The sequence below is a fragment of the Halomonas organivorans genome (genome assembly GCF_014192055.1).
Classification (GTDB): Bacteria; Pseudomonadota; Gammaproteobacteria; order Pseudomonadales; family Halomonadaceae; genus Halomonas; species Halomonas organivorans.
The window spans coordinates 1-18,327 of sequence record NZ_JACHXM010000024.1 but is presented as its reverse complement, the minus strand read 5'-3'; the positions used below and the strand labels follow the sequence as shown (position 1 = coordinate 18,327).

Annotated in this window: 13 protein-coding genes; all 13 read right to left on the bottom strand. The window is 55.4% G+C overall.

Going from position 1 to position 18,327, the window contains the following annotated elements:
• Nucleotides 1-33: 33 nt before the first annotated feature.
• Complete coding sequence (gene glmS, locus FHR96_RS17330; protein WP_183388985.1) at nucleotides 34-1,926, bottom strand: glutamine--fructose-6-phosphate transaminase (isomerizing); 1,893 nt, start codon at nucleotides 1,924-1,926, stop codon at nucleotides 34-36.
• A 44-nt stretch (nucleotides 1,927-1,970) separates the two neighbouring features.
• Nucleotides 1,971-3,413, bottom strand: coding sequence for a glycosyltransferase family 4 protein (locus FHR96_RS17325; protein ID WP_183388984.1), 1,443 nt, complete (start codon nucleotides 3,411-3,413; stop codon nucleotides 1,971-1,973).
• Between the two features lie 125 nt (nucleotides 3,414-3,538).
• A complete protein-coding gene (locus FHR96_RS17320) occupies nucleotides 3,539-4,744 on the bottom strand; it encodes a hypothetical protein (RefSeq protein WP_183388983.1) in 1,206 nt (401 codons plus the stop codon).
• A 14-nt stretch (nucleotides 4,745-4,758) separates the two neighbouring features.
• On the bottom strand, nucleotides 4,759-5,514 hold the full coding sequence (locus tag FHR96_RS17315; RefSeq protein WP_183388982.1) for a hypothetical protein: 756 nt from the start codon (nucleotides 5,512-5,514) through the stop codon (nucleotides 4,759-4,761).
• Between the two features lie 73 nt (nucleotides 5,515-5,587).
• Nucleotides 5,588-6,559 carry a hypothetical protein gene (locus FHR96_RS17310; protein WP_183388981.1) on the bottom strand — a complete coding sequence of 324 codons (972 nt, stop codon included), beginning with the start codon at nucleotides 6,557-6,559 and terminating at the stop codon, nucleotides 5,588-5,590.
• Nucleotides 6,556-8,679, bottom strand: a complete 2,124-nt coding sequence (locus FHR96_RS17305; RefSeq protein WP_183388980.1) for a glycosyltransferase family protein — start codon at nucleotides 8,677-8,679, stop codon at nucleotides 6,556-6,558. Before FHR96_RS17305 ends, FHR96_RS17310 begins: the two co-directional genes overlap by 4 nt.
• A 2-nt stretch (nucleotides 8,680-8,681) precedes the next feature.
• The gene (locus tag FHR96_RS17300) at nucleotides 8,682-12,005 is read right to left on the bottom strand and encodes a glycosyltransferase family protein (protein WP_183388979.1); all 3,324 of its coding nucleotides are present in this window, start codon (nucleotides 12,003-12,005) and stop codon (nucleotides 8,682-8,684) included.
• Nucleotides 12,006-12,152: 147 nt separating this feature from the next.
• A complete protein-coding gene (gene wecC / locus FHR96_RS17295) occupies nucleotides 12,153-13,433 on the bottom strand; it encodes a UDP-N-acetyl-D-mannosamine dehydrogenase (protein ID WP_183388978.1) in 1,281 nt (426 codons plus the stop codon).
• Nucleotides 13,434-13,570: 137 nt separating this feature from the next.
• On the bottom strand, nucleotides 13,571-14,689 hold the full coding sequence (wecB, locus tag FHR96_RS17290; RefSeq protein ID WP_183388977.1) for a non-hydrolyzing UDP-N-acetylglucosamine 2-epimerase: 1,119 nt from the start codon (nucleotides 14,687-14,689) through the stop codon (nucleotides 13,571-13,573).
• 40 nt (nucleotides 14,690-14,729) lie between these two features.
• The gene (locus FHR96_RS17285; protein ID WP_183388976.1) at nucleotides 14,730-15,050 is read right to left on the bottom strand and encodes a hypothetical protein; all 321 of its coding nucleotides are present in this window, start codon (nucleotides 15,048-15,050) and stop codon (nucleotides 14,730-14,732) included.
• 84 nt (nucleotides 15,051-15,134) lie between these two features.
• Entirely contained in the window at nucleotides 15,135-15,983 is an 849-nt protein-coding gene (locus FHR96_RS17280) for a hypothetical protein (RefSeq protein ID WP_183388975.1), read from the bottom strand.
• A gap of 148 nt (nucleotides 15,984-16,131) precedes the next feature.
• Entirely contained in the window at nucleotides 16,132-17,217 is a 1,086-nt protein-coding gene (locus tag FHR96_RS17275) for a KpsE/RkpR family capsule polysaccharide export protein (protein ID WP_183389013.1), read from the bottom strand.
• 110 nt (nucleotides 17,218-17,327) lie between these two features.
• Nucleotides 17,328-18,218, bottom strand: coding sequence for an ABC transporter ATP-binding protein (locus tag FHR96_RS17270; RefSeq protein ID WP_183388974.1), 891 nt, complete (start codon nucleotides 18,216-18,218; stop codon nucleotides 17,328-17,330).
• Nucleotides 18,219-18,327 lie beyond the last annotated feature (109 nt).

The following is an 18,327-nucleotide window of genomic DNA, read 5'->3' as shown; positions in this document are numbered from 1 at the left end:
CACTCACTTCTTCCAGCTCCCGACGCAGCCGGGTCACTCCACCGTCACGCTCTTCGCCAGGTTTCTCGGCTTGTCGACATCCGTGCCCTTGACCAGCGCGACATGGTAGGCCAACAGCTGTTGAGCCACGACGTGCAGCACCGGACTGAGCAAGCCGTAGTGTTCCGGCAAGCGCAGAATATTAATTCCCTCGCTCTCGGCCACCTTGCTGCAGCCGTCGGCGAACACGAACAGCTCACCGCCGCGGGCGCTGACTTCCTGCATATTGGCCTTGAGCTTCTCGAGCAGTTCGTCGTTGGGCGCGATCACCACCACCGGCATCTCGGCATCCACCAGCGCGAGCGGGCCGTGCTTGAGCTCACCTGCCGGGTAGGCCTCGGCGTGGATGTAGCTGATCTCCTTGAGCTTGAGCGCCCCTTCCTGGGCAATGGGATAGTGCCGCCCACGCCCCAGGAACAATGCGTGCTGCTTGTCGGCAAACCGCTGCGCCCAGGCTTCGATCTCAGGCTCCAGGGCCAGCACCTTCTCCACCGCTACGGGCAAATGACGCAGCTCGGCGAGGAAATCCTGCTCTTGTGAGGCGTCCAATCCATCATCGGAACGCGCATCGGTCAGGCGACCGTTGCCCTTGGCCAACAACAGGGTCAACAGGAACAGTGCCGAGAGCTGCGTAGTGAAGGCCTTGGTGGACGCCACGCCGATCTCCGGGCCCGCCCGGGTGATGAAGCGAAGTGACGTCTCCCGAACGATGGCCGATTCCGGCACATTGCAGATCGCCAGCGTATGACGATGCCCGAGTGACTTGGCGTGATGCAGCGCAGCCAAGGTATCCGCCGTTTCACCAGACTGGGAGATGACAACGACCAGTTGCCGCGGATTGGCCACACTCACCCGATAGCGATACTCGCTGGCAATCTCGACATTGCAAGGCAAACCCGCCAGCTGCTCGATCCAGTAGCGCGCCGTGTTGCCCGCATAGCTGGACGTACCGCAGGCAAGGATCAGCACGCTGTCGACGTCGGTCAGAACTCCCGCGGCATCCGCCCCGAAGATGCCCGGCTGCAAGCATCCTGCGCCGCTGAGCATCTCCAGCGTGTTACCAAGCGCCTGTGGCTGCTCGAAGATCTCCTTCTGCATGAAGTGGCGATACTGGCCAAGCTCCACGGCTTCCGCCGACAGGCTGGAGGTGATCACCTCACGAGTAACCGGCTGACCCTTGCCATCGATCAGCTCGATAGCCTCACGGGTCAACCGACCCACGTCGCCGTTTTCCAGGTAGACCATCTTGTTGGTGACCGAGAGCAGCGCCGAAGCATCCGAGGCGGCGTAGTGACCATGTTCGCCGACGCCGAGCATCAGCGGAGAGCCCTCACGAGCCACAACAAGGCTCTCCGGTTCTTCCTCGCGCACCACCGCCAGGGCATAGGCGCCCTCTAGATGAGACACCGCACAGCGCACAGCGGAGAAAAGATCGACACACGCTCCCTGGCTCTCGCCAACGAACCCCGACTCCCCCGCCAGGCAAGCTTGAACCAGGTGGGCAATGGTCTCGGTATCCGTATCGGAAGTGAACACATAGCCCAGTGCCTGGAGCCTATCCTTGAGCTCGGCGTAATTCTCGATGATGCCGTTATGCACCACGGCAAGCCCGCCCGATACATGCGGGTGGGCATTACGCTCCGCCGGCACGCCATGCGTGGCCCAGCGGGTATGGGCGATGCCAACCTGCCCCGTTACGCCTTGCTCGGCCACGCGAGCCTCCAGCTCCGCCACCCGGCCCTTGGCCCTGGCACGACAAAGAGCGCCTTCTTCGTTCAGCACCGCCAGGCCAGCAGAATCGTATCCTCGATATTCCAGTGTCTTGAGTCCTTCCAGCAAGAAGGAAATGATTTCCATTGCGCCCACGGCGCCGACGATTCCGCACATGATGGTTCCGGTGAATGGTGAATGGTGAATAGCGGACGCCCGCTTTATCGTTGGTCAGGCACCTCGGCGATGTCAGGCTCCACTACCGCCTCCGCCCCAACAAACGAAATGCGTCGCTTGTGTTCATCCTGTACATAGCAGCGAACCTGATAGGCTCCCGGTCCGGGCAGCGGGATCTCACGCTTTGGCTCAGGCCGGTACATAAACTTCTCTATCACTTCGCCATCACGAAAGAGATACCAGGCGAAGCGAAGTTTCTCCGGCTGTTTGCAGCGGTGTTCCAGTACCAACAGGTCTGGTCGCGGGCGAGAGATCTCCAACCCTTCCAGACGTAGCTCCAGAAATGCTTCCGCTGATACCCTAGGCCGTGGGTCCGCTTTATACGCGGCGATAACAAGGCGATAGAAGTTTAATAAGCGCCGGTTCATCTCCGACTCGTTGAAGCACTGGCGCACCACCTGGCGGCCAAAGTGCCCCAGCCCGCGGCGGTCGGCACGGGAGCGCATCAGTCGGTCAAGGTCTTTTTCCACCGCGCCCTGTTGATAGCTTTCGTGTTTATCGCCCACCCCACCGAAATTGCTGAATACCGCTTGCTGCCACGTCGCGCTATCCACCAAGCCGTTGTAGCCCTTGCTGCCTAGAGCGATAGCCGGAACTCCACAGCTCATTGCCTCCAGGGCACACCGACCCGGCGCGATCACCGCATCGCTCTGACAATAGGCGTCACGCAGTGCTTCCCCCTGTAGCCAACCGGCGTGGGAAACGGTGTTCTCGCCACGCAGCGCTTCTACACGTTCAGAAAATGTTTCCTGAAGAGTCCCCTGCCCCACCACCTGCCAATGGATACGACCGGGGTAGTGCTCAGCAGCGTGTGCCACTGCCTGGTAAAAAACGTCGAGGATAAAGGCCTTGTCCTGATCCAGCCTTGTCACCAGCGACACCACCACTTTACCGGTGGTTTCGGGCAAAGACGCCACATACACGGCTTTGAAAAGCTTGGCATCAGGGGTATTGGGCACCACATGCAACTTTTCGGGGTGCTGCACGCCACCTTCCGTCAATAGATAATGACGAATCCCCTCGGAGACAGTAAACACGGCATCCAAGTAATCAATCTGCGAAGGCAACACATCTGAATACTTGCCATGCATGGTCGCCACACAGGGTAAGCCCAGTATTCGGGAGACCATTACGCCCAATTGACGTGAAACAAACGGGTGAACGTGAACTAGGTCCAGCGGCTGCTGCTCATGCAGCTCCTGTATCGCAGTAAAAGCTGCAGCAAGTGAGTCCACTTGGTAATCCGTCTCGATGACTCCAACCCCAGATCCTCGTAGTTGCTCGGCAAAAGGCCCTGGGCGGCACACCACCGTAACCAAGTGCTTACGTGAGAGCATGAACTGAACGGTGGCCCGCACATTCTCATGCAGGCCGCCCTGTGGAGCGGTGAAGAAGACCGGGATTAAGAGGTGCAATGATGCTGACATAAGCCGATTAATCAACGAGAGGTGAGATTTAAAAATTGCAAGACATGTTACCAAATGACTCTAAAAAATGGGACGGCGAGGGGCACTCCTAACACCAAAGCATTAAACACTACCTTACAGCCCCATTACCTGACAATTCTTTTTATCTTCTGGACATTCCCCGCCACATCTTTCAAAAAAGCACAGACCACAACACTATCACAAACTTTTATATCCAATCCATCGGAAAAAGAGAAATCAAATTTGTTCGAATACGGCAATTTTTCAACAACAACTCCGTCTATTATTGCATAAAAAGAAACTCTTAGATAAGGAAAGTTATGGATAGCACACCTAACACTCCCCACCAGCCGACCTCTATCAATGCAACAAGTCAGCTCAAAACAGGCTAAATTATCGCTAGAGAGAATAGGTGACGAAGAAGACGCCAAATCACTAAGAACTGGTGGAACAGACACATCATCAGTTGAAAGAGAATGGCTAATATGCTTTATACATTCCACTATTATGCTTTTAGGGGGAGGGATATGCCCCTTACCCCAGTCACCGAAGACAATGAAATGCCTCTGACTCTCGCTTATAGAAAAAATACTCCTTGATATTTGGCTAATATTCTTTTTGTACAAAAAAGGGCCAGCATGTTTTTTTGTATGCGAATCAGTTATATTTTGGAGGTACAGAAGAAATGAAAAACAATCAAGATCAACATCTCTTACGTCATGTAACAAGCCATGACTTTCAAGTGCAGCATAGAGATCTTTTTCTTCTGCCCCACATCTAGAAAATGAATTATACAAATAGTTATGCACAGCCCACTTACTGTATGAAGATATCGAGGTTTGCGGCCCCCAAACCAATACAGATGGCTTACTAACCATATTCCTTCCTACATTCAGTGCAGCAAAGCCACCGCCAGACCCCCCCGCCAATATCAAATCAACTTTGAAAACCAGAGCCACAAAATCAAGCAACTTAGACAAAACCTTCGGAAGGTCCTCAAAACCCGTGTGGCCAGCATACCAACCAAGAGAGGTTTCTTTGCTCAATGCCAAACTGGGATCAGATATCGCTATCAGCGGCAGACCTGATAGCTCTGACACACCTGCACCAGAAAAAAAAGGGGGCATTTTATCCCCTCTATTAGAAACCGCTCCACTAAAGCATACCAAAACGACTTTTTTGCTTCCACCAACACCTTTTGCGTAAACGTCTAACGCCTTACCTTTATCTAAAAAAAACTTATGCCTCCCGTCAGCAGCAAGATTTTTGACGGAAATATCATCAATGCTTTCATGAAAAAAACAGCTATTTTCTTTTACAGCTTTAGCCACCTCCTCCGCCTTGCTCACCTTTCGTACCCCAACGTCTTGAAAGCCCCCTTAAATATATCATAGACCTGATCTTTAACATCATCATCCAGTATCTCGAAGGCATTAAAGTGCCTAGCATTGTTCTTCATATCTGGAAGCTCAACTTTTGAGCCACCCAATCCTACTTCAGAAAGAATCTCAGCCAGATCACGATTTATGTTTTCATACTTCGCCACTCTATCTACCATAACAACATCATCACGTGTATACATAGACCAATTTATCAGCGACCTAACGTCAGAACGACTCAAAAACTTCCTAGCCTTTTCATTTACAAGACCCTCATCAACTTCCAGCAACTTCTCGCCATGCACATTATATTTCTTATTATCATAAAGACAATTTGACAAAACCCATGAATAAGGATGGCGATCAATTGTGAACGTATAGAAATCCGCAATATCCAAACCGCGACTACTTAAAATCTTCTCAATTCTTTCATAGGTCATATGGCTTGAAGCCAGCTTCTTCTCTAAACTCAGAAATTTGGTCGCATCTTCAAACCTACCATCCAGGACAAGGCCGGTATAGACACTCTCTTTGCTACGATCCAGCAGATAGTTTTTTGAATAACAGCCATTCGCTGCTGAATATAACTCGTCCCTGGGCGTGACTGCTGGAACTATGTCATCATCTCCTACATAATTTCTAAGAACAGCCTCAACAGACGTTCCTGCAACCTTTCTGGTTTTCAGAAAAATAAACTTTTTCTCAAAACTTATAATTGCCATCTCACCACCTTCTTAGCCAAAAAATCAAGAAAACATCAACATATATTTTGAAAACACAGCCCAGCTCGAAAAACTAGCAACTTCCCAAATGAAATTCCAACCGACCAGAAAGATTATGAGGACAACTATCGCCCTCCTGAGCCAACTTGTCTTCAACTATTCTTGAGATAGAACTCACATCACCGACAATTCTAACGCCATGAGCACTGTTTGTTTTTTCAATCTCTTCATCACACCACGCTTCCACTAAGCTTGCATATTCCCGAGGCAGGGTAATTTTACTACCTAGACCTTTGCTAGCCGCCGGGAAAAAGTATTCTTCCAGCAAATACCTAACATAGGCTTCTCTTGCATCCTTGCTCATACCAGAGTTGAGTCTATTAACCCCCCTCAGTAGCTCTACATCTTCACGCATCAAGGATACATTCCCAGACATAGCATCCTTGCTGTTATAACAAACCCCTTCAACACCTAATATTTTAAAAAAGTTTTCCAGAACTTGATCGCCGCTCGTAACAAGAACAGTCACTTTAGCATGAGAGGACCAATTTTCTACTGTAGTGCCAAATGCATAGTTCCGCCAAAGACCATCCCCAGCTTTTTTGGTAGCCTTCAATCTTTCAAAAAACTCTGGCAACGAACTAGTCCCTCCCCCCTTAACACTTTGCTGCCAGGCAGATAGAAGCACACTATGAAAGTTTCTTATTGTCACAACAACTTCATCAACACCGCCTATTGTTTCGACAAAATCTTCCACACCATTTTTATTCAAACAGGACAGTGCTTCACAGGAAATCAGAGATGAACGATCACTTGAATCAAGCTGCCTAATCAATTCATCCCCAAGGCTTTCCCACAATGGCTTAACCTTACTTACCCACGGTATGTTTTTACCACATATTCCATAACAAGCATGCTGATGATTGAAGTTAGGGCCAGGATAAAAGACCCCTTGTCTAAAAAGAGCCTCCCTGTTAACACTACAAGCATTTTGCAAATATGTGGCCCCTGACTTCATTTGGCCAACATGAACTATTTTTTTCATTTTCCACCCAAAAGAACTGTTAATCTTCCGACCACATCCATATTTTTAAAATTGCGACTCTGCAGACCTGTGGACGTAAAAATATTTGATTTAGCCTGACTTATATTACTAACAACGGCTTCTTCCCCCCAAACTTGAACCGCACCCTCCCAGTCCCAGATGACAGGCATAGCTCCTGTTAGCATTCCTTCACCTATCGCCATATGAAAGGATTCGTGGTCTGATGGGGAAAGGATTATACCAATCATCGTAAACCATTCATTTACATCATCTCCGGGCGGATCAAAAATGACCTTGTGCCGCAACCTTGGATTACTATTGATACGTTCAAAGAGGTTGTGATAATAGACCAATTCGTCTTCACGCTTGAGTAACCACTCGTAATCTAGTGGGTGCTTACCCTTTACTCGCAAGGAATAGCGATTATCCTCTTCCAGCAAAGTCTCCAGCAGGTCCACTGCGCGGTCCAGGCGCTTGCTCTTGGGGGCGACCCCTACCATGCCCAAGGTAAAGCGGGCATCGCCGGTCTTCTTCTTGGGGGTGAACTTGGTGTCGTCCAGATAGTTGGGAATCACCGAGGTCTTGTCGAGGGGGAAACCTGTGAAAACCTCCAGCGCCTGTCGTCGAGTATGCTCACTGACGAAACTGATGTGGTCGATATTGTCCCAGTTGGCTTCACCCATGTAAGGCGTGCGGCTTTCCTGAGCATGAAACCGTGCCACCAAGCGCTGGTGGGGTTTCTTGTTATGGGAGTACCACTGGAGGTTGCCAAGGCACCATTCGCAGAAGATCACGTCCACCTGCTCCAACAGGGCATGACTCCTGGCTTCGTCGTGCTTGTTGTGCCCCTGCCATTGATCTACCAAGAATTCAAACTGGCCGGTGGCTTCCAGCTTCTTCTGCAGAAGGGTAAAGAACTTGAGATCGTGCCCGGCAACCAGCACCTTTGTCTTGGACTTGGTCACGGGCGCCTTGGGGGCATCCTTCAGCCACTGACGCATCTCGCTCACCCGTGTCGAGAAGGTGTGGCGCTCGGCCAGGTGCCTTAACGCGTCGGCGGCCTGCTGGGCAATTTGGGGCTCATTGAGGGCGCGTGTCAGCTGACGACGGAATTCGGCATCGCTGTTGGCAAATAGCGGGTAGTCGTGGCCCAGAAGCTGCTCGTGAAGCGGGTTGCGATTGAGAATGGCGGCACAGCCGGCCCCGCCGTACTCCAGGATCTTGGTGGAATACTCCACGGTATCGTTCATGCCTTCATGCCGCCAGGAGAGCCCTACGCGGGCCTGTAGAAGCTGCTGCTGAACGGCCTCGCGGGATTGTGCCCCTAACCACCTCAGCCCCGAAGTATGCCCTAGAACATCAAGCATCCGAGATTTGTAATCTGGACGATCAGGCTCACCGTGAATCTTGTCGCCGATCATCACCAGCTCGCTACCGACCAGCTCGCGGTGAATGGCGGGCCAAGCCTCGGCCATCTCCAGGGTCATCCAGTCGCCCTTGAACTTGCCGGCGTAGATGGCGCGCCTTGGGCGCTCGACGATGGGCGGCAAGGTGTCAGGCAGGTCCGGGATCACCGGGGTGTAGAGCCGAACCTTGTCAGCTTCCAGGTCCGGCACCAGGGCTTGCCAAAGCGCCTGGAAACCTTCGGTCTGACAGAGCAGCCGCTGGCAACCCTGTGCGAGGCGCTGCATGACCAGGCGTTGATCATGAGTATACTCGGCCACCGCCTGAGGAATGTCAGTGAGATACATCCAGCATTTGGCCAGCACGTCTGGCGCCTCCAGCAGCTGGGTGGCAATCTCCAGGCCGCGCACAATGATCACGTCATAGGGCGTTTCGCGATCCAGGCGGATGGCCAGCTCGCCCATCATAGCCGGAGTAATGCGGGCAAAGCCTCTGCCCTGCCAGTACTGACGGTCGCTGCCATCCAGAATGGTGACATTGGCATTGGCCTTCAGGGGGGCATAGAGCTCATCCCGGGCAGGAGTGCTTCTGGCCAGGAATTCGACCTGGGCGCTACCCGTTGCCGCGGTGGCCAACGCGATGGTCTGCGCCCAGATCGAAGAGCCATCGATGTAGTTGAGATCGGGGTTGCCGCAGATCAGAACACGCTTTGTCATGGTTAGCCTCCCACCACTTGCTGGGCCGCACCGGCGAGTTGGAACTGGTCGCTGTCGGCAAGGTAGAGATCGGCGCGGGTGATACGCGCCTCCGGGTGGGCCTTGATGGGTTGCTTGAGGAATTCTTCGGTTCGCCATAGGCCCCCACCCAGGCTCGCCTCTTTCCCATAGGCGAAACGGTCGTGATCCAGCGCCTTGGCCCAGCCACAAGCCTCGGGCTGATAGAGGCTGGCGTTGACCAGGTCGCGCAGGTACTGCTCACCGTAGTGGTGCTGGGGGCTGAGCCAGCCGGCCATAGGGGTAACGGTCTGCTGCTCGCTCAGCCAGGGGGCCTTCTCGCCCCGCTGCAGCAGGGTGATGTGCTCCGAGAGCGAACCGGCCAGCTGCGCCACACCCGGCGCGCAGGCGATGCCCAATTGAAAGCCGCGATAGCTCTGCTGGCGGGCGAACCGATCAAGGGCTTGCAGCTCGGCCTGGTTATGGGCTTCGGCCACCAGGCCAATGGCGGGGTCGGTGGGCAGGCGGGTTTCGATGCCCAGACGGTCGAAGATGTCGTTCAGCCGATGGGCATAGGTGTGCTTGGCAAACACCTCGCGGATACCGGCCAGACTGCGCCGGCGCCACTCTGCGTCGTCGTGCATCAGGGTATGCAGGGCCTCGTTGGCTTCTTCCTGGCTATTCACCAGCCAAACGGCATCGCTCTCGAACAGGTTCTCGATACCCTTGGCGTAGGTGCTGACCACAGGGGTGCCACAGGCCATCAGCTCGAACACCCGGCGCGAGAACATGGTGGGTGAATCGGTCACCGAGTTGACGTTGAGGAATACCCGGTAGCGGCTGTATTCGTCGCAGAGAGCCTTGTAGGGCAGGCTGCCCTTGATGCCGGCCTGGTATTCCTCGGGAAAGGGGAAGATGCCGGTGCCGTGATTGCGATCATAGATATCCAGGCCTTGCCGATTGGCCGCCTGCAACAGCCAACGCATGGCTTCGCCGCGTTCGGCATGGCGGTTGCCGTACCAGCTGCCGGCGAAGCAGGCGCGGGGCTTGCGGCCCGCCAGCGGTGCCGGCTTGTGCAGAGCCGGCTGAGCGGCGAAGGGCAAGGCGTTGACGTTAGGGTTACCGGTCTTGGCCTGGTATGAGTCCTTCATGTTGGCGTCAGTGGTGAAGATATGGTCCACCAGCTTGGCGCTGCACATGAATTTCTGATGATGCACCGGGTCTTCCTTGTTCCAGAACAGCGTGGGAATGCCTTTTTCCCGAGCGTACTGGCAAATATGCGCGACTTCCTGACCAGGCTTGTTGGCATAGTCCGCCACCCGGTACTGCCAGCTACCGTAGTTACCCTTCCAGGCACTTTCGATAAAGAAGAACTCTGGCCGGTATTTCTCGGCAAGGGCGTACCAGTTATCCGGGCGGGGCTGGATCAGGTTGACATCTTGCTCGAAACAGCCGGTGGTGAACTCGTCCATGATGCCAATCACATATGGCTTACCGTTGGGCGGCTGCTCCGGCCAGCCCAGAATGCTGATCTCGGCGGCCTGGGCGCTGGGCGGCACGAACTGGGTAGGCTGAGACTTGTCCGGCCTGGGCTTCATGCTCAGTTCTCGCAGCATGACCTGTTCATCGTCGGCCTTGTTGAAACCGCACACGCCCACGTGGATCTCGCTGACACCTTCCGGCACGGTAAAGCTGTGCAGCTCCTGGATCTGGTTCTGGGTGCAAGGCAGGTACTTGAAGTAGGCCTTGAGATGGCCGGACTTGGCCATCTTGCCGCAGGGCTTATCCACCGCCTTACCATCGGCGTCGAAGGCGTTGATCAGCAACACCGCCTTGCGGTTCTGGGCGCCCTTGACGTTGTGATACTCGGACGCGGCCTCAATGATCAGTGATTGCCCGGCCTTGACCGGTACGCGGTGCCAAAGCGGGTCTTTTTGGGGGAGCTCGACGGTTTCCGGGCGGCTGAGCGTGCCGAGACGAGACTGAGGCTGTGCCAGTGCGGCTCGCTTCGCCGCCGTGGTTTGTAACTCAGCTGCCGCCGGTTCGGCTTGCGCATCAACCGCAGCCTTCTGCACCGGCGCATTCTTCTCCCCCTTCAGCGCCCGCACCATCTGTTCGGTATGCTTGGAGAACAGCAGCTCGGTACTAGGCTTCGATACAGGCAACTTCATTGACCTCTGAAGTGCCCGGGCCAGGCTCTCGGCACTGCCGGCCTCGAAACTCACCACGCCCTCATACTTGTTAGCGTACTCCGCCAGGGGTACCACGTCGGATACCAATAGCCGCTTGCCATAGGCCAAAGCTTCGGCAGCCTTCATCGGCGGCACCAAATCACATACCGGCAGCTTCTTGCGCGGAATCACGATGGTGTCGATCAGTGCGTAATAGTCCTCGACTTTCTCATGCGGCACACGTCCCGCTTGAATCAGCCATGGATGATTTTCCAGATGCAGCTTGCCAGTTGCCTCGGTGATGGGCTGGTCATCGCCTACCAGCAGCAGCTTGATGCGCTCCCCCTGCTTGACCAGCTCGGCACAGGCTTCTACCAAGGTGTTCAGGCCTTCGTAGGCGTTGAAGCTTCCCACGTAGCCCAACACCGTGTCGGCTTCAGCAATACCAAGTCGCGCCTTGAGCACCGGATCAGCCGGTTTTGGTTCTGGCTGCTCCGTCACACCGTTGGGCACGATCTCGATGCGGCTGGGTTCCACCCCGCGCCCGGCCAGCTCGTGTTGCATGGGCTGGTTAAGGGTAAAGAGCCTGCGCGCCTGCTTGGCCACGAAGGTGTCGCGCTCGGCTTCGAGCTTGAAGGCAGGCGTATTGGCATACCCTGGCTCACGGGCATCGCGGGAAAGCTCCCAGAAGCCACGCACTTCGTTGTAGAACGGCAGGCCCAAACGCTTGGCCGCGATCCAGGCCGGCAGGCCCACGATATAGTTTGAGGCTGCCAGTACCGCCGATGGACGATACACGCGGAACAGTTCCAGATAGCGGGACACACTGGCTTTCAGATGCTCGAGCTCGTCATCTGGAACCTGAGCCTGTGGCCAGCGGCTATGAATATAGCGTACCCCCTTCACCACCACTTCCGGGGCGATCCGATCTCGCCTGGCGCCCAGCTCCCACGGTCGACCGGGGCGCACGAAGCAAAGCGTTTCAAGACCGTGTGCATTGAGCGCCTGGGCGATACCCTGGGTGCGTATGGCGTAGCCATTGCTGGCATAGCTCTGGCCATGGCTGACCACATACGCAACACGCCCCTGAATGGGCGCAAACAGGGGCGTGCTGGGTTGGTCGGCAAGTTCAGTGGCGTGTTGGAGCAGTGCGTCCATGGAATTCCTGATGCATCTGTCAAAGTCGTCAGGCCGATCCGATGCCGGCCATGCTATGTAGTCGTCTTGGCTGCTGAGGCGACTTCGCTCGGCGAGCGATAACGCCAAGCGAAGACGCTTACGGGTCTCTTTCAGCCTATCGCGGGCTTACCCCAGCAAACCGACAGCATCGATGACGTGGCTCTTGGCCTTTACCGCCTCGGCTTCCTTGATGAAAGGCTTGTGCTTGACGAGTACACAGACGACATCCGCTTGGGAGAGGGCCTGTTCCAAGGTCGCGAGTTCAACGTTGTCTCGCTGAATTGCCTCGGGCAACTGGCCGATATTGGGCTCGACCACCTGCACGCGGCACCCGAGCTCGACGACCTTCTGGGTAATGCCAAGAGCAGGGCTTTCGCGCAGATCATCGATATCTGGCTTGAAGGCGACGCCAAGACACGCCACCGTGAGGTCACGCCGCGTGACACTCGGATTCTCCCGATGCAGGCTCTCTAGTGCTTCGGTAACGCGCGACAACACCCACTCTGGCTTGCCGTCGTTGACTTCTCGGGCGGTGCGAATGAGCTGCGCCTGTTCCGGGCAAGCATCAACGATGAACCAGGGATCCACGGCAATGCAGTGGCCGCCCACGCCTGCTCCTGGGGTAAGGATATTTACCCTGGGGTGGCGATTGGCCAGCGAGATCAGCTCCCAGACGTTGATATCCAGCTCGTGGCAGATGGTCGAGAGCTCGTTGGCAAAGGCGATATTCACATCGCGAAAGCTGTTCTCGGTGAGCTTGGCCATCTCGGCCGTACGCGCGGTAGTGGCAATGCACTCGCCTTGCACCACGATCTTGTAAAGCTCGCATGCGGCTTCCGCGCACTTGGGCGTCATGCCACCGATCACCCGATCATTTTCCACCAGCTCGCGAACCACGTGGCCCGGCAGCACTCGCTCGGGACAGTGGGCAATGCGGATATCCGAGGCTTCGCCATGGGTCTGCGGAAAGGTTAGATCCGGGCGGGCCGCTGCCAGCCACTCGGCCATCTGCTCGGTAGCGCCCACAGGGCTGGTGGACTCCAGCACAACCAGGTTACCCGGCTTCAGCACCTTGGCCAGCGCTTCGCTGGCGGCCTTGATGTAGCGCAGGTCGGCCTTGTGGTTTTGGCCATTTTCATCGGTGTGGAAGGGCGTCGGCACCGCCACCATGAAAGCGTCCGCGGCTTCCGGGATAGTGGTCGCCCGCAGGTAGCCCTCTTTCACGGCGGCATGCACGACCATATCCAGTTCAGGCTCGACGATATGGATCTCACCCTTGTTGATGGTGTCGACGGCCATCTGGTCGATATCCACGCCAATCACCTTCTTGCGACGTGAAGCGAAGACGGCAGCAGTCGGCAGGCCAATGTAGCCAAGCCCGATCATGGAGATAGTATTGAAGTCCATTTTATGTCCCGTTAGGCAATATAAGTGAGCGTTGAATCGTCAAAGGGGAGCAGTCGGTGGCTACGCATGAGTCGTTATCTTTTTATCATCACTTCATGCGTTGAGTATCATCAGCCACAGGCCATCGTTTTCGGCGTCTATACTGCCGCCAAGGCATCACGAATACGCTGGCATGCCTTTCCATCACCATACGGATTATGGGCAAAGCTCATCGCGTTATAAGCCGTTTGGTCGGTCAGCAGACGGCGGAGTTCACCGGTGATGGCACCGACATCAGTACCTACGAGTTTTACCGTACCCGCACTCACGGCCTCGGGGCGCTCGGTGGTATCACGCATGACCAATACCGGCTTACCCAGCGAGGGAGCTTCCTCCTGAATGCCGCCGGAATCAGTGAGGATGATATCGGCACGATTCATCAGGTAGACGAACGGCAGGTAGTCCTGGGGTTCCATTAGGTGCACGTTGTCGATATTGCCCAGCAGTCGGTTAACGGGTTCGCTGACGTTGGGATTGAGATGCACTGGATAGAGAATTTGCACATCGGGATTTTCTTGAGCGGTATCGGCTAAAGCCTGGCAGATATTCTCGAAGCCGCCGCCGAAGCTTTCACGACGGTGACCGGTGACCAGGATCAGTCGCTTGTTGTCCTCCAGCATCGGGAAGCGCTTCCGCTGATCGGCGGCCAGTTGGCCGTCGTTTTCCAACTTCGCCACCACGTCGAGCAGTGAGTCGATAACGGTGTTTCCCGTCACGTGCACCGTGGCAGGATCAATACCTTCCTCCAGCAAGTTATGGCGTGAGGTATCGGTCGGTGCGAAATGCAGCTTGGCGAGAGCCCCGGTTAGCTTGCGATTGCCCTCCTCCGGCCACGGCGAATAGAGATTGCCGGTACGCAAGCCAGCCTCTACATGCCCAACGGGAATTTGCTGGTAATAGCAGGCTAGTGTGGTTGAGAAGGTAGTGGCAGTATCACCATGCACGAGCACGATATCCGGCCGAAAATCGTTCAGAACGTCTTTCATGCCCTGCAGGATGCCGGTGGTGACATCGTTGAGATCCTGGCCAGGCTTCATCAGATCGAGATCGTACTCAGGCTTGAGCTCAAAGAGGCTTAGCACCTGATCGAGCATTTCACGATGCTGTGCCGTCACGCAGACGCGGGCGTCAAAACGCTCATCGGCTGCCAACTGCAAAGCAAGAGGTGCCATCTTGATGGCTTCTGGGCGAGTACCGAAAACGGTAAGGACTTTCACGTGGTCTTTCCTTGGCAGCACCGAGCCACCTTTCCTGGTTTCAACGATCGACAAGCTGGTACTCAAGCTCCTGGCAGCGCAAGAAATAATGCTCCAGGAGACTCTGCGTTTCCGCTAGTTGTTCGGCAATATTGCTATCCTTAACAGCGTGCCTTTCTTGCGATTCCAATGCTGATAAAATTACTGGTTTGGTCGAACCAGTGCTGGTGGGGCGCCCATTTTTCAGGGCACGCTCACATAGTGTTAGATTGGCAGAAAAGAGGTGATGACCGTAACGATCGGCCGCCTGTTGATACAGCTCTCTTGCCGTTCGGTAATCACCTTTCTGAAAAGCGCTTGTCGCTTTCTTGACAATATCCATATTGATACTCATTCGGCTATTCAATGCGACATACGTTATATGTGATAGAAGCCATTGAAGTGCTTAGTCATTCCTGGAGCTGGATTACCTACCCGTTGCTGGTGCAGGCAAGGCTGGCCTACCAGAATGTGGTGAACGCCCTTCCTGATAGCCGTAGTGAATGTAATGCAGCAAAGGATTAACGCCACTCTTGACGACATCTGGATAGTTGAGAAGGTACCATACGGTATCGAACTCCGGTCCGGGGTCTCGCCCTTCTACGGCACCCGTCTTCAGATAGTGTTCAACGGGTTCAATACCAGCTTCGACCACGTCTGGATTCTGCTCTAGATACCAATCGTGATGGAAGAACCCCGAGTCGTGTACGACTTTCTTTTCTCGTTTAAAGAGGCGGCTTTCTCGCTTTATTTGTCCACGTACTCGTTGTTGATGAGCAGCGAACAAGGCCAGTACGTGCTGACATTTTTCCTCTTGCTGCTGCTCTTTCAGACTGGCCACCTGATCACGCACCACCTGCAAATCTCTGGCACGGCGCTCGCTCGTCTCGCTAAGTTTCACCAGACGTCTCTGTAACAGTAGATGCTTGCTGCTCAGCTCAGAATGCTGACTACTGAGCTGAGAATGCTCGCTATCACGTTGCTCTCCCTGTACCACATGTCGTTCCAACTCTTCCTGAACGATATGAAGTTGCTTGACTAACAGCTCATTCTCTTCGGACAACTCTTGATTAAGCTGGAAGCTTTGAGCAGCGTCCTGTTCCAAACGCTCTCGCTGGTCACTCTGCTGTTTTAGAGAACTTTTCAAATGTTCCAACTGCTTATCTAGAGTCGCCTTCTCGGATCGTAGCGATTCATGGCAGGCCTGCTGCTCTTGACGGCGTTGCACTTCCTTTTCCAGCTCTTGCTGTACCGACTGCAACTGCTCCAGCAGCATGGCGTTCTCTTTTTCCAGAGGCTTCGCGCCCAAGGCTTTAGTAGAGATATTCATCATTATGTGATGCCAGAAAAATCAGTTAACAAATACGCCGCCTAGAGGCATCAGGCTTTGGCTCATCACCGAAAGCTCTACGATGCGACAACACTCAATCACGATGATCGCGAATGATCAGCAGCAACATATTCAAGATAAACGCCAGGAAGATAGTCACCAGCGCAAACACCGTGGCGTTGTAGAGACGGTCCGGCTTGGTTGAGTATTCCGGCATCAGGGGGCTTTGCAGCACGCTTACCTGCTTGAGCTTGCGCGCGGCTTCGAGACGAGTGTTTTCCAGGGCCGACAAGGCACTGGAATAGGTTTCCTGGGCAAACTGGGCCTTGAGCTCCAGCGTCTGGTATTCGGAGGAAATACGATTCAGCGATTCTCCCGTGGCCTGGGCCAGGCGATCGCGCTGCTGCTGGATCTGCTCGCGCATGGCGTCGATTTCGCTCTGTATGCGCTGCATGTCGGCCGACCGACTGCTCTGGTAGCTGGAAATGGCCTGTCGCTGGGCCTGAAGCTCCGCCAGCTTGCCTTCCAGCGACGCCACCACCTGGTTGATGCTCTCCACGGTCTGCGTGGGCGAAACCAGCCCTTCGCGGTTCTGGAAGGCCAGCAGGTCTGCGCGCGCATCATCCAGCCGGTCGCTCAGGCGACCCAACTGGCGCTCGAGGAACTGTACCTGCTCGTCTGCCAGACGCTGGCCCATATCGTTCATATGCGCCTCGCCGGCCTTGAGCAGCAGCTCGGTCATGCGATGCGCGAATTCCGGGGTGTATGCCTGTACCTCGATATTCAGCACGCCGGCGTACTCGTCCATTTCGACGGTGACGCGCTTGAGGTAATAGTCATGCAGCTCCTCGATGGGGGCATCGGCATCCCACAGCCGCGCGAAGAGGTCGCCATGGGTGCTGTAGTGGCTGCGGAAATCGAGCTGCTGCTGCACTTGCTTGAGCATGTCCACCGAGAGCAGGTATTCGCGCAGCAGCAGAAGATCGCTATCGCCGCTGCCGCCCAACGAGATCACCGAGGAGAAATCCATCTCCGGGGCGGCGATCTGGGGACTTTCCAGTACGACGGTGGCGCGAGAGACGTAGCGATCTTGCGCCCAGACTGACCAGTAGAAGCTGACGAGTAGAATCGCCACGATGGCGAGAGCCCAGTGAGGCTGCTGTTTCAGAAGTTGTTTCATGAGATAAGCTGTAAGCCGTAAGCTATAAGCTGCAAGGACGACCACCATCGATGACGGGCAGGTTGCACGCCGCTGGTGGTGATCACGTTAGAGTTTGCTATCGGATCGAATCAGTCGTCTTCCGAAGACTGCATGGCTTGAACATGCCGGCGAGCGTCATGTAACCGTTCGCGGGCGGCGCCAAGGGCGTCACCGAAGACCTTGCGCTCGCGTGGAATCAGGTTATCGGCCTTGGCCTGCTCGAAGGCGGCCTTGGCGTCGTCGAATTCCTGCTTGCACAGGCGCAGATACTGCTGGGCTTCCGGCAGGTTCGTCGGCGTTGGCTGGCGGCGCGCCTGGGAGGTATCGGTGTCATCGTGGTAGGCGGCGATGGCGTCCTCGATGTCGTCGTACCAGATGGCCTGCCCCTCCTTGAGATAGACCCCCGCCTGGCACAGCTCCTTCAGAATGCCCTCGGTATGAGAGACCATGATCAGGCTGGCCTGCCCAACCTTGTCCTTGAAGGCCTTCTTGGCCTTTTCCTTGAACGCCCGGTCACCGACCGCCGTTGCCTCATCCGAGAGGTAGACGTCAAAGTCGAACGCCAGGGAAAGCCCGAAGTTGAGACGGGCCCGCATGCCGCTGGAGTAGGTCTTGATCGGCTCATCGAAGGCATCATCCAGTTCGGAGAATTCCTGGACCCTGTCGATCACTCCCTGCACATTGCCGCGCCCACCGTGCACCCGAGCCACGAACTTGACGTTCTGCCGGCCGGTCATCGATCCCTGGAAGCCCCCGGCCAGCCCGATGGGCCAGGAGACGCGGCAGCCGCGCTCGATCGTGCCCCGTTCGGGGCTATCCATACCGGCTATCAGCCGCAGCAGGGTCGATTTACCGGCACCGTTGCGCCCCAGCAGGCCCACGCTGACGTTGCGGGGAATCGTCAGGTTGACGTCCCTGAGCACCCAGTCGCTGCCGTGGTGGTTGTGGTAGCGCTTGTAGAGGCCGTTTATGTGGATCATGGAATCTTAGTTAGAAGCTGGAAGCTGGAAGCTGGAAGCTGGAAGCTGGAAGCTGGAAGCTGGAAGCTGGAAGCTGGAAGCTGGAAGCTGGAAGCTGGAAGCTGGAAGC

Coding starts and splice junctions, on each gene's coding strand:
- FHR96_RS17315 (WP_183388982.1), bottom strand. CDS start 5,514: ATGGCAATTATAAGTTTTGAGAAAAAGTTTATTTTTCTGAAAACCAGA.
- FHR96_RS17325 (WP_183388984.1), bottom strand. CDS start 3,413: ATGTCAGCATCATTGCACCTCTTAATCCCGGTCTTCTTCACCGCTCCA.
- FHR96_RS17310 (WP_183388981.1), bottom strand. CDS start 6,559: ATGAAAAAAATAGTTCATGTTGGCCAAATGAAGTCAGGGGCCACATAT.
- FHR96_RS17300 (WP_183388979.1), bottom strand. CDS start 12,005: ATGGACGCACTGCTCCAACACGCCACTGAACTTGCCGACCAACCCAGC.
- FHR96_RS17275 (WP_183389013.1), bottom strand. CDS start 17,217: ATGAAACAACTTCTGAAACAGCAGCCTCACTGGGCTCTCGCCATCGTG.
- glmS (WP_183388985.1), bottom strand. CDS start 1,926: ATGTGCGGAATCGTCGGCGCCGTGGGCGCAATGGAAATCATTTCCTTC.
- FHR96_RS17270 (WP_183388974.1), bottom strand. CDS start 18,218: ATGATCCACATAAACGGCCTCTACAAGCGCTACCACAACCACCACGGC.
- FHR96_RS17285 (WP_183388976.1), bottom strand. CDS start 15,050: ATGGATATTGTCAAGAAAGCGACAAGCGCTTTTCAGAAAGGTGATTAC.
- wecC (WP_183388978.1), bottom strand. CDS start 13,433: ATGGACTTCAATACTATCTCCATGATCGGGCTTGGCTACATTGGCCTG.
- FHR96_RS17305 (WP_183388980.1), bottom strand. CDS start 8,679: ATGACAAAGCGTGTTCTGATCTGCGGCAACCCCGATCTCAACTACATC.
- FHR96_RS17280 (WP_183388975.1), bottom strand. CDS start 15,983: ATGCTGCTGGAGCAGTTGCAGTCGGTACAGCAAGAGCTGGAAAAGGAA.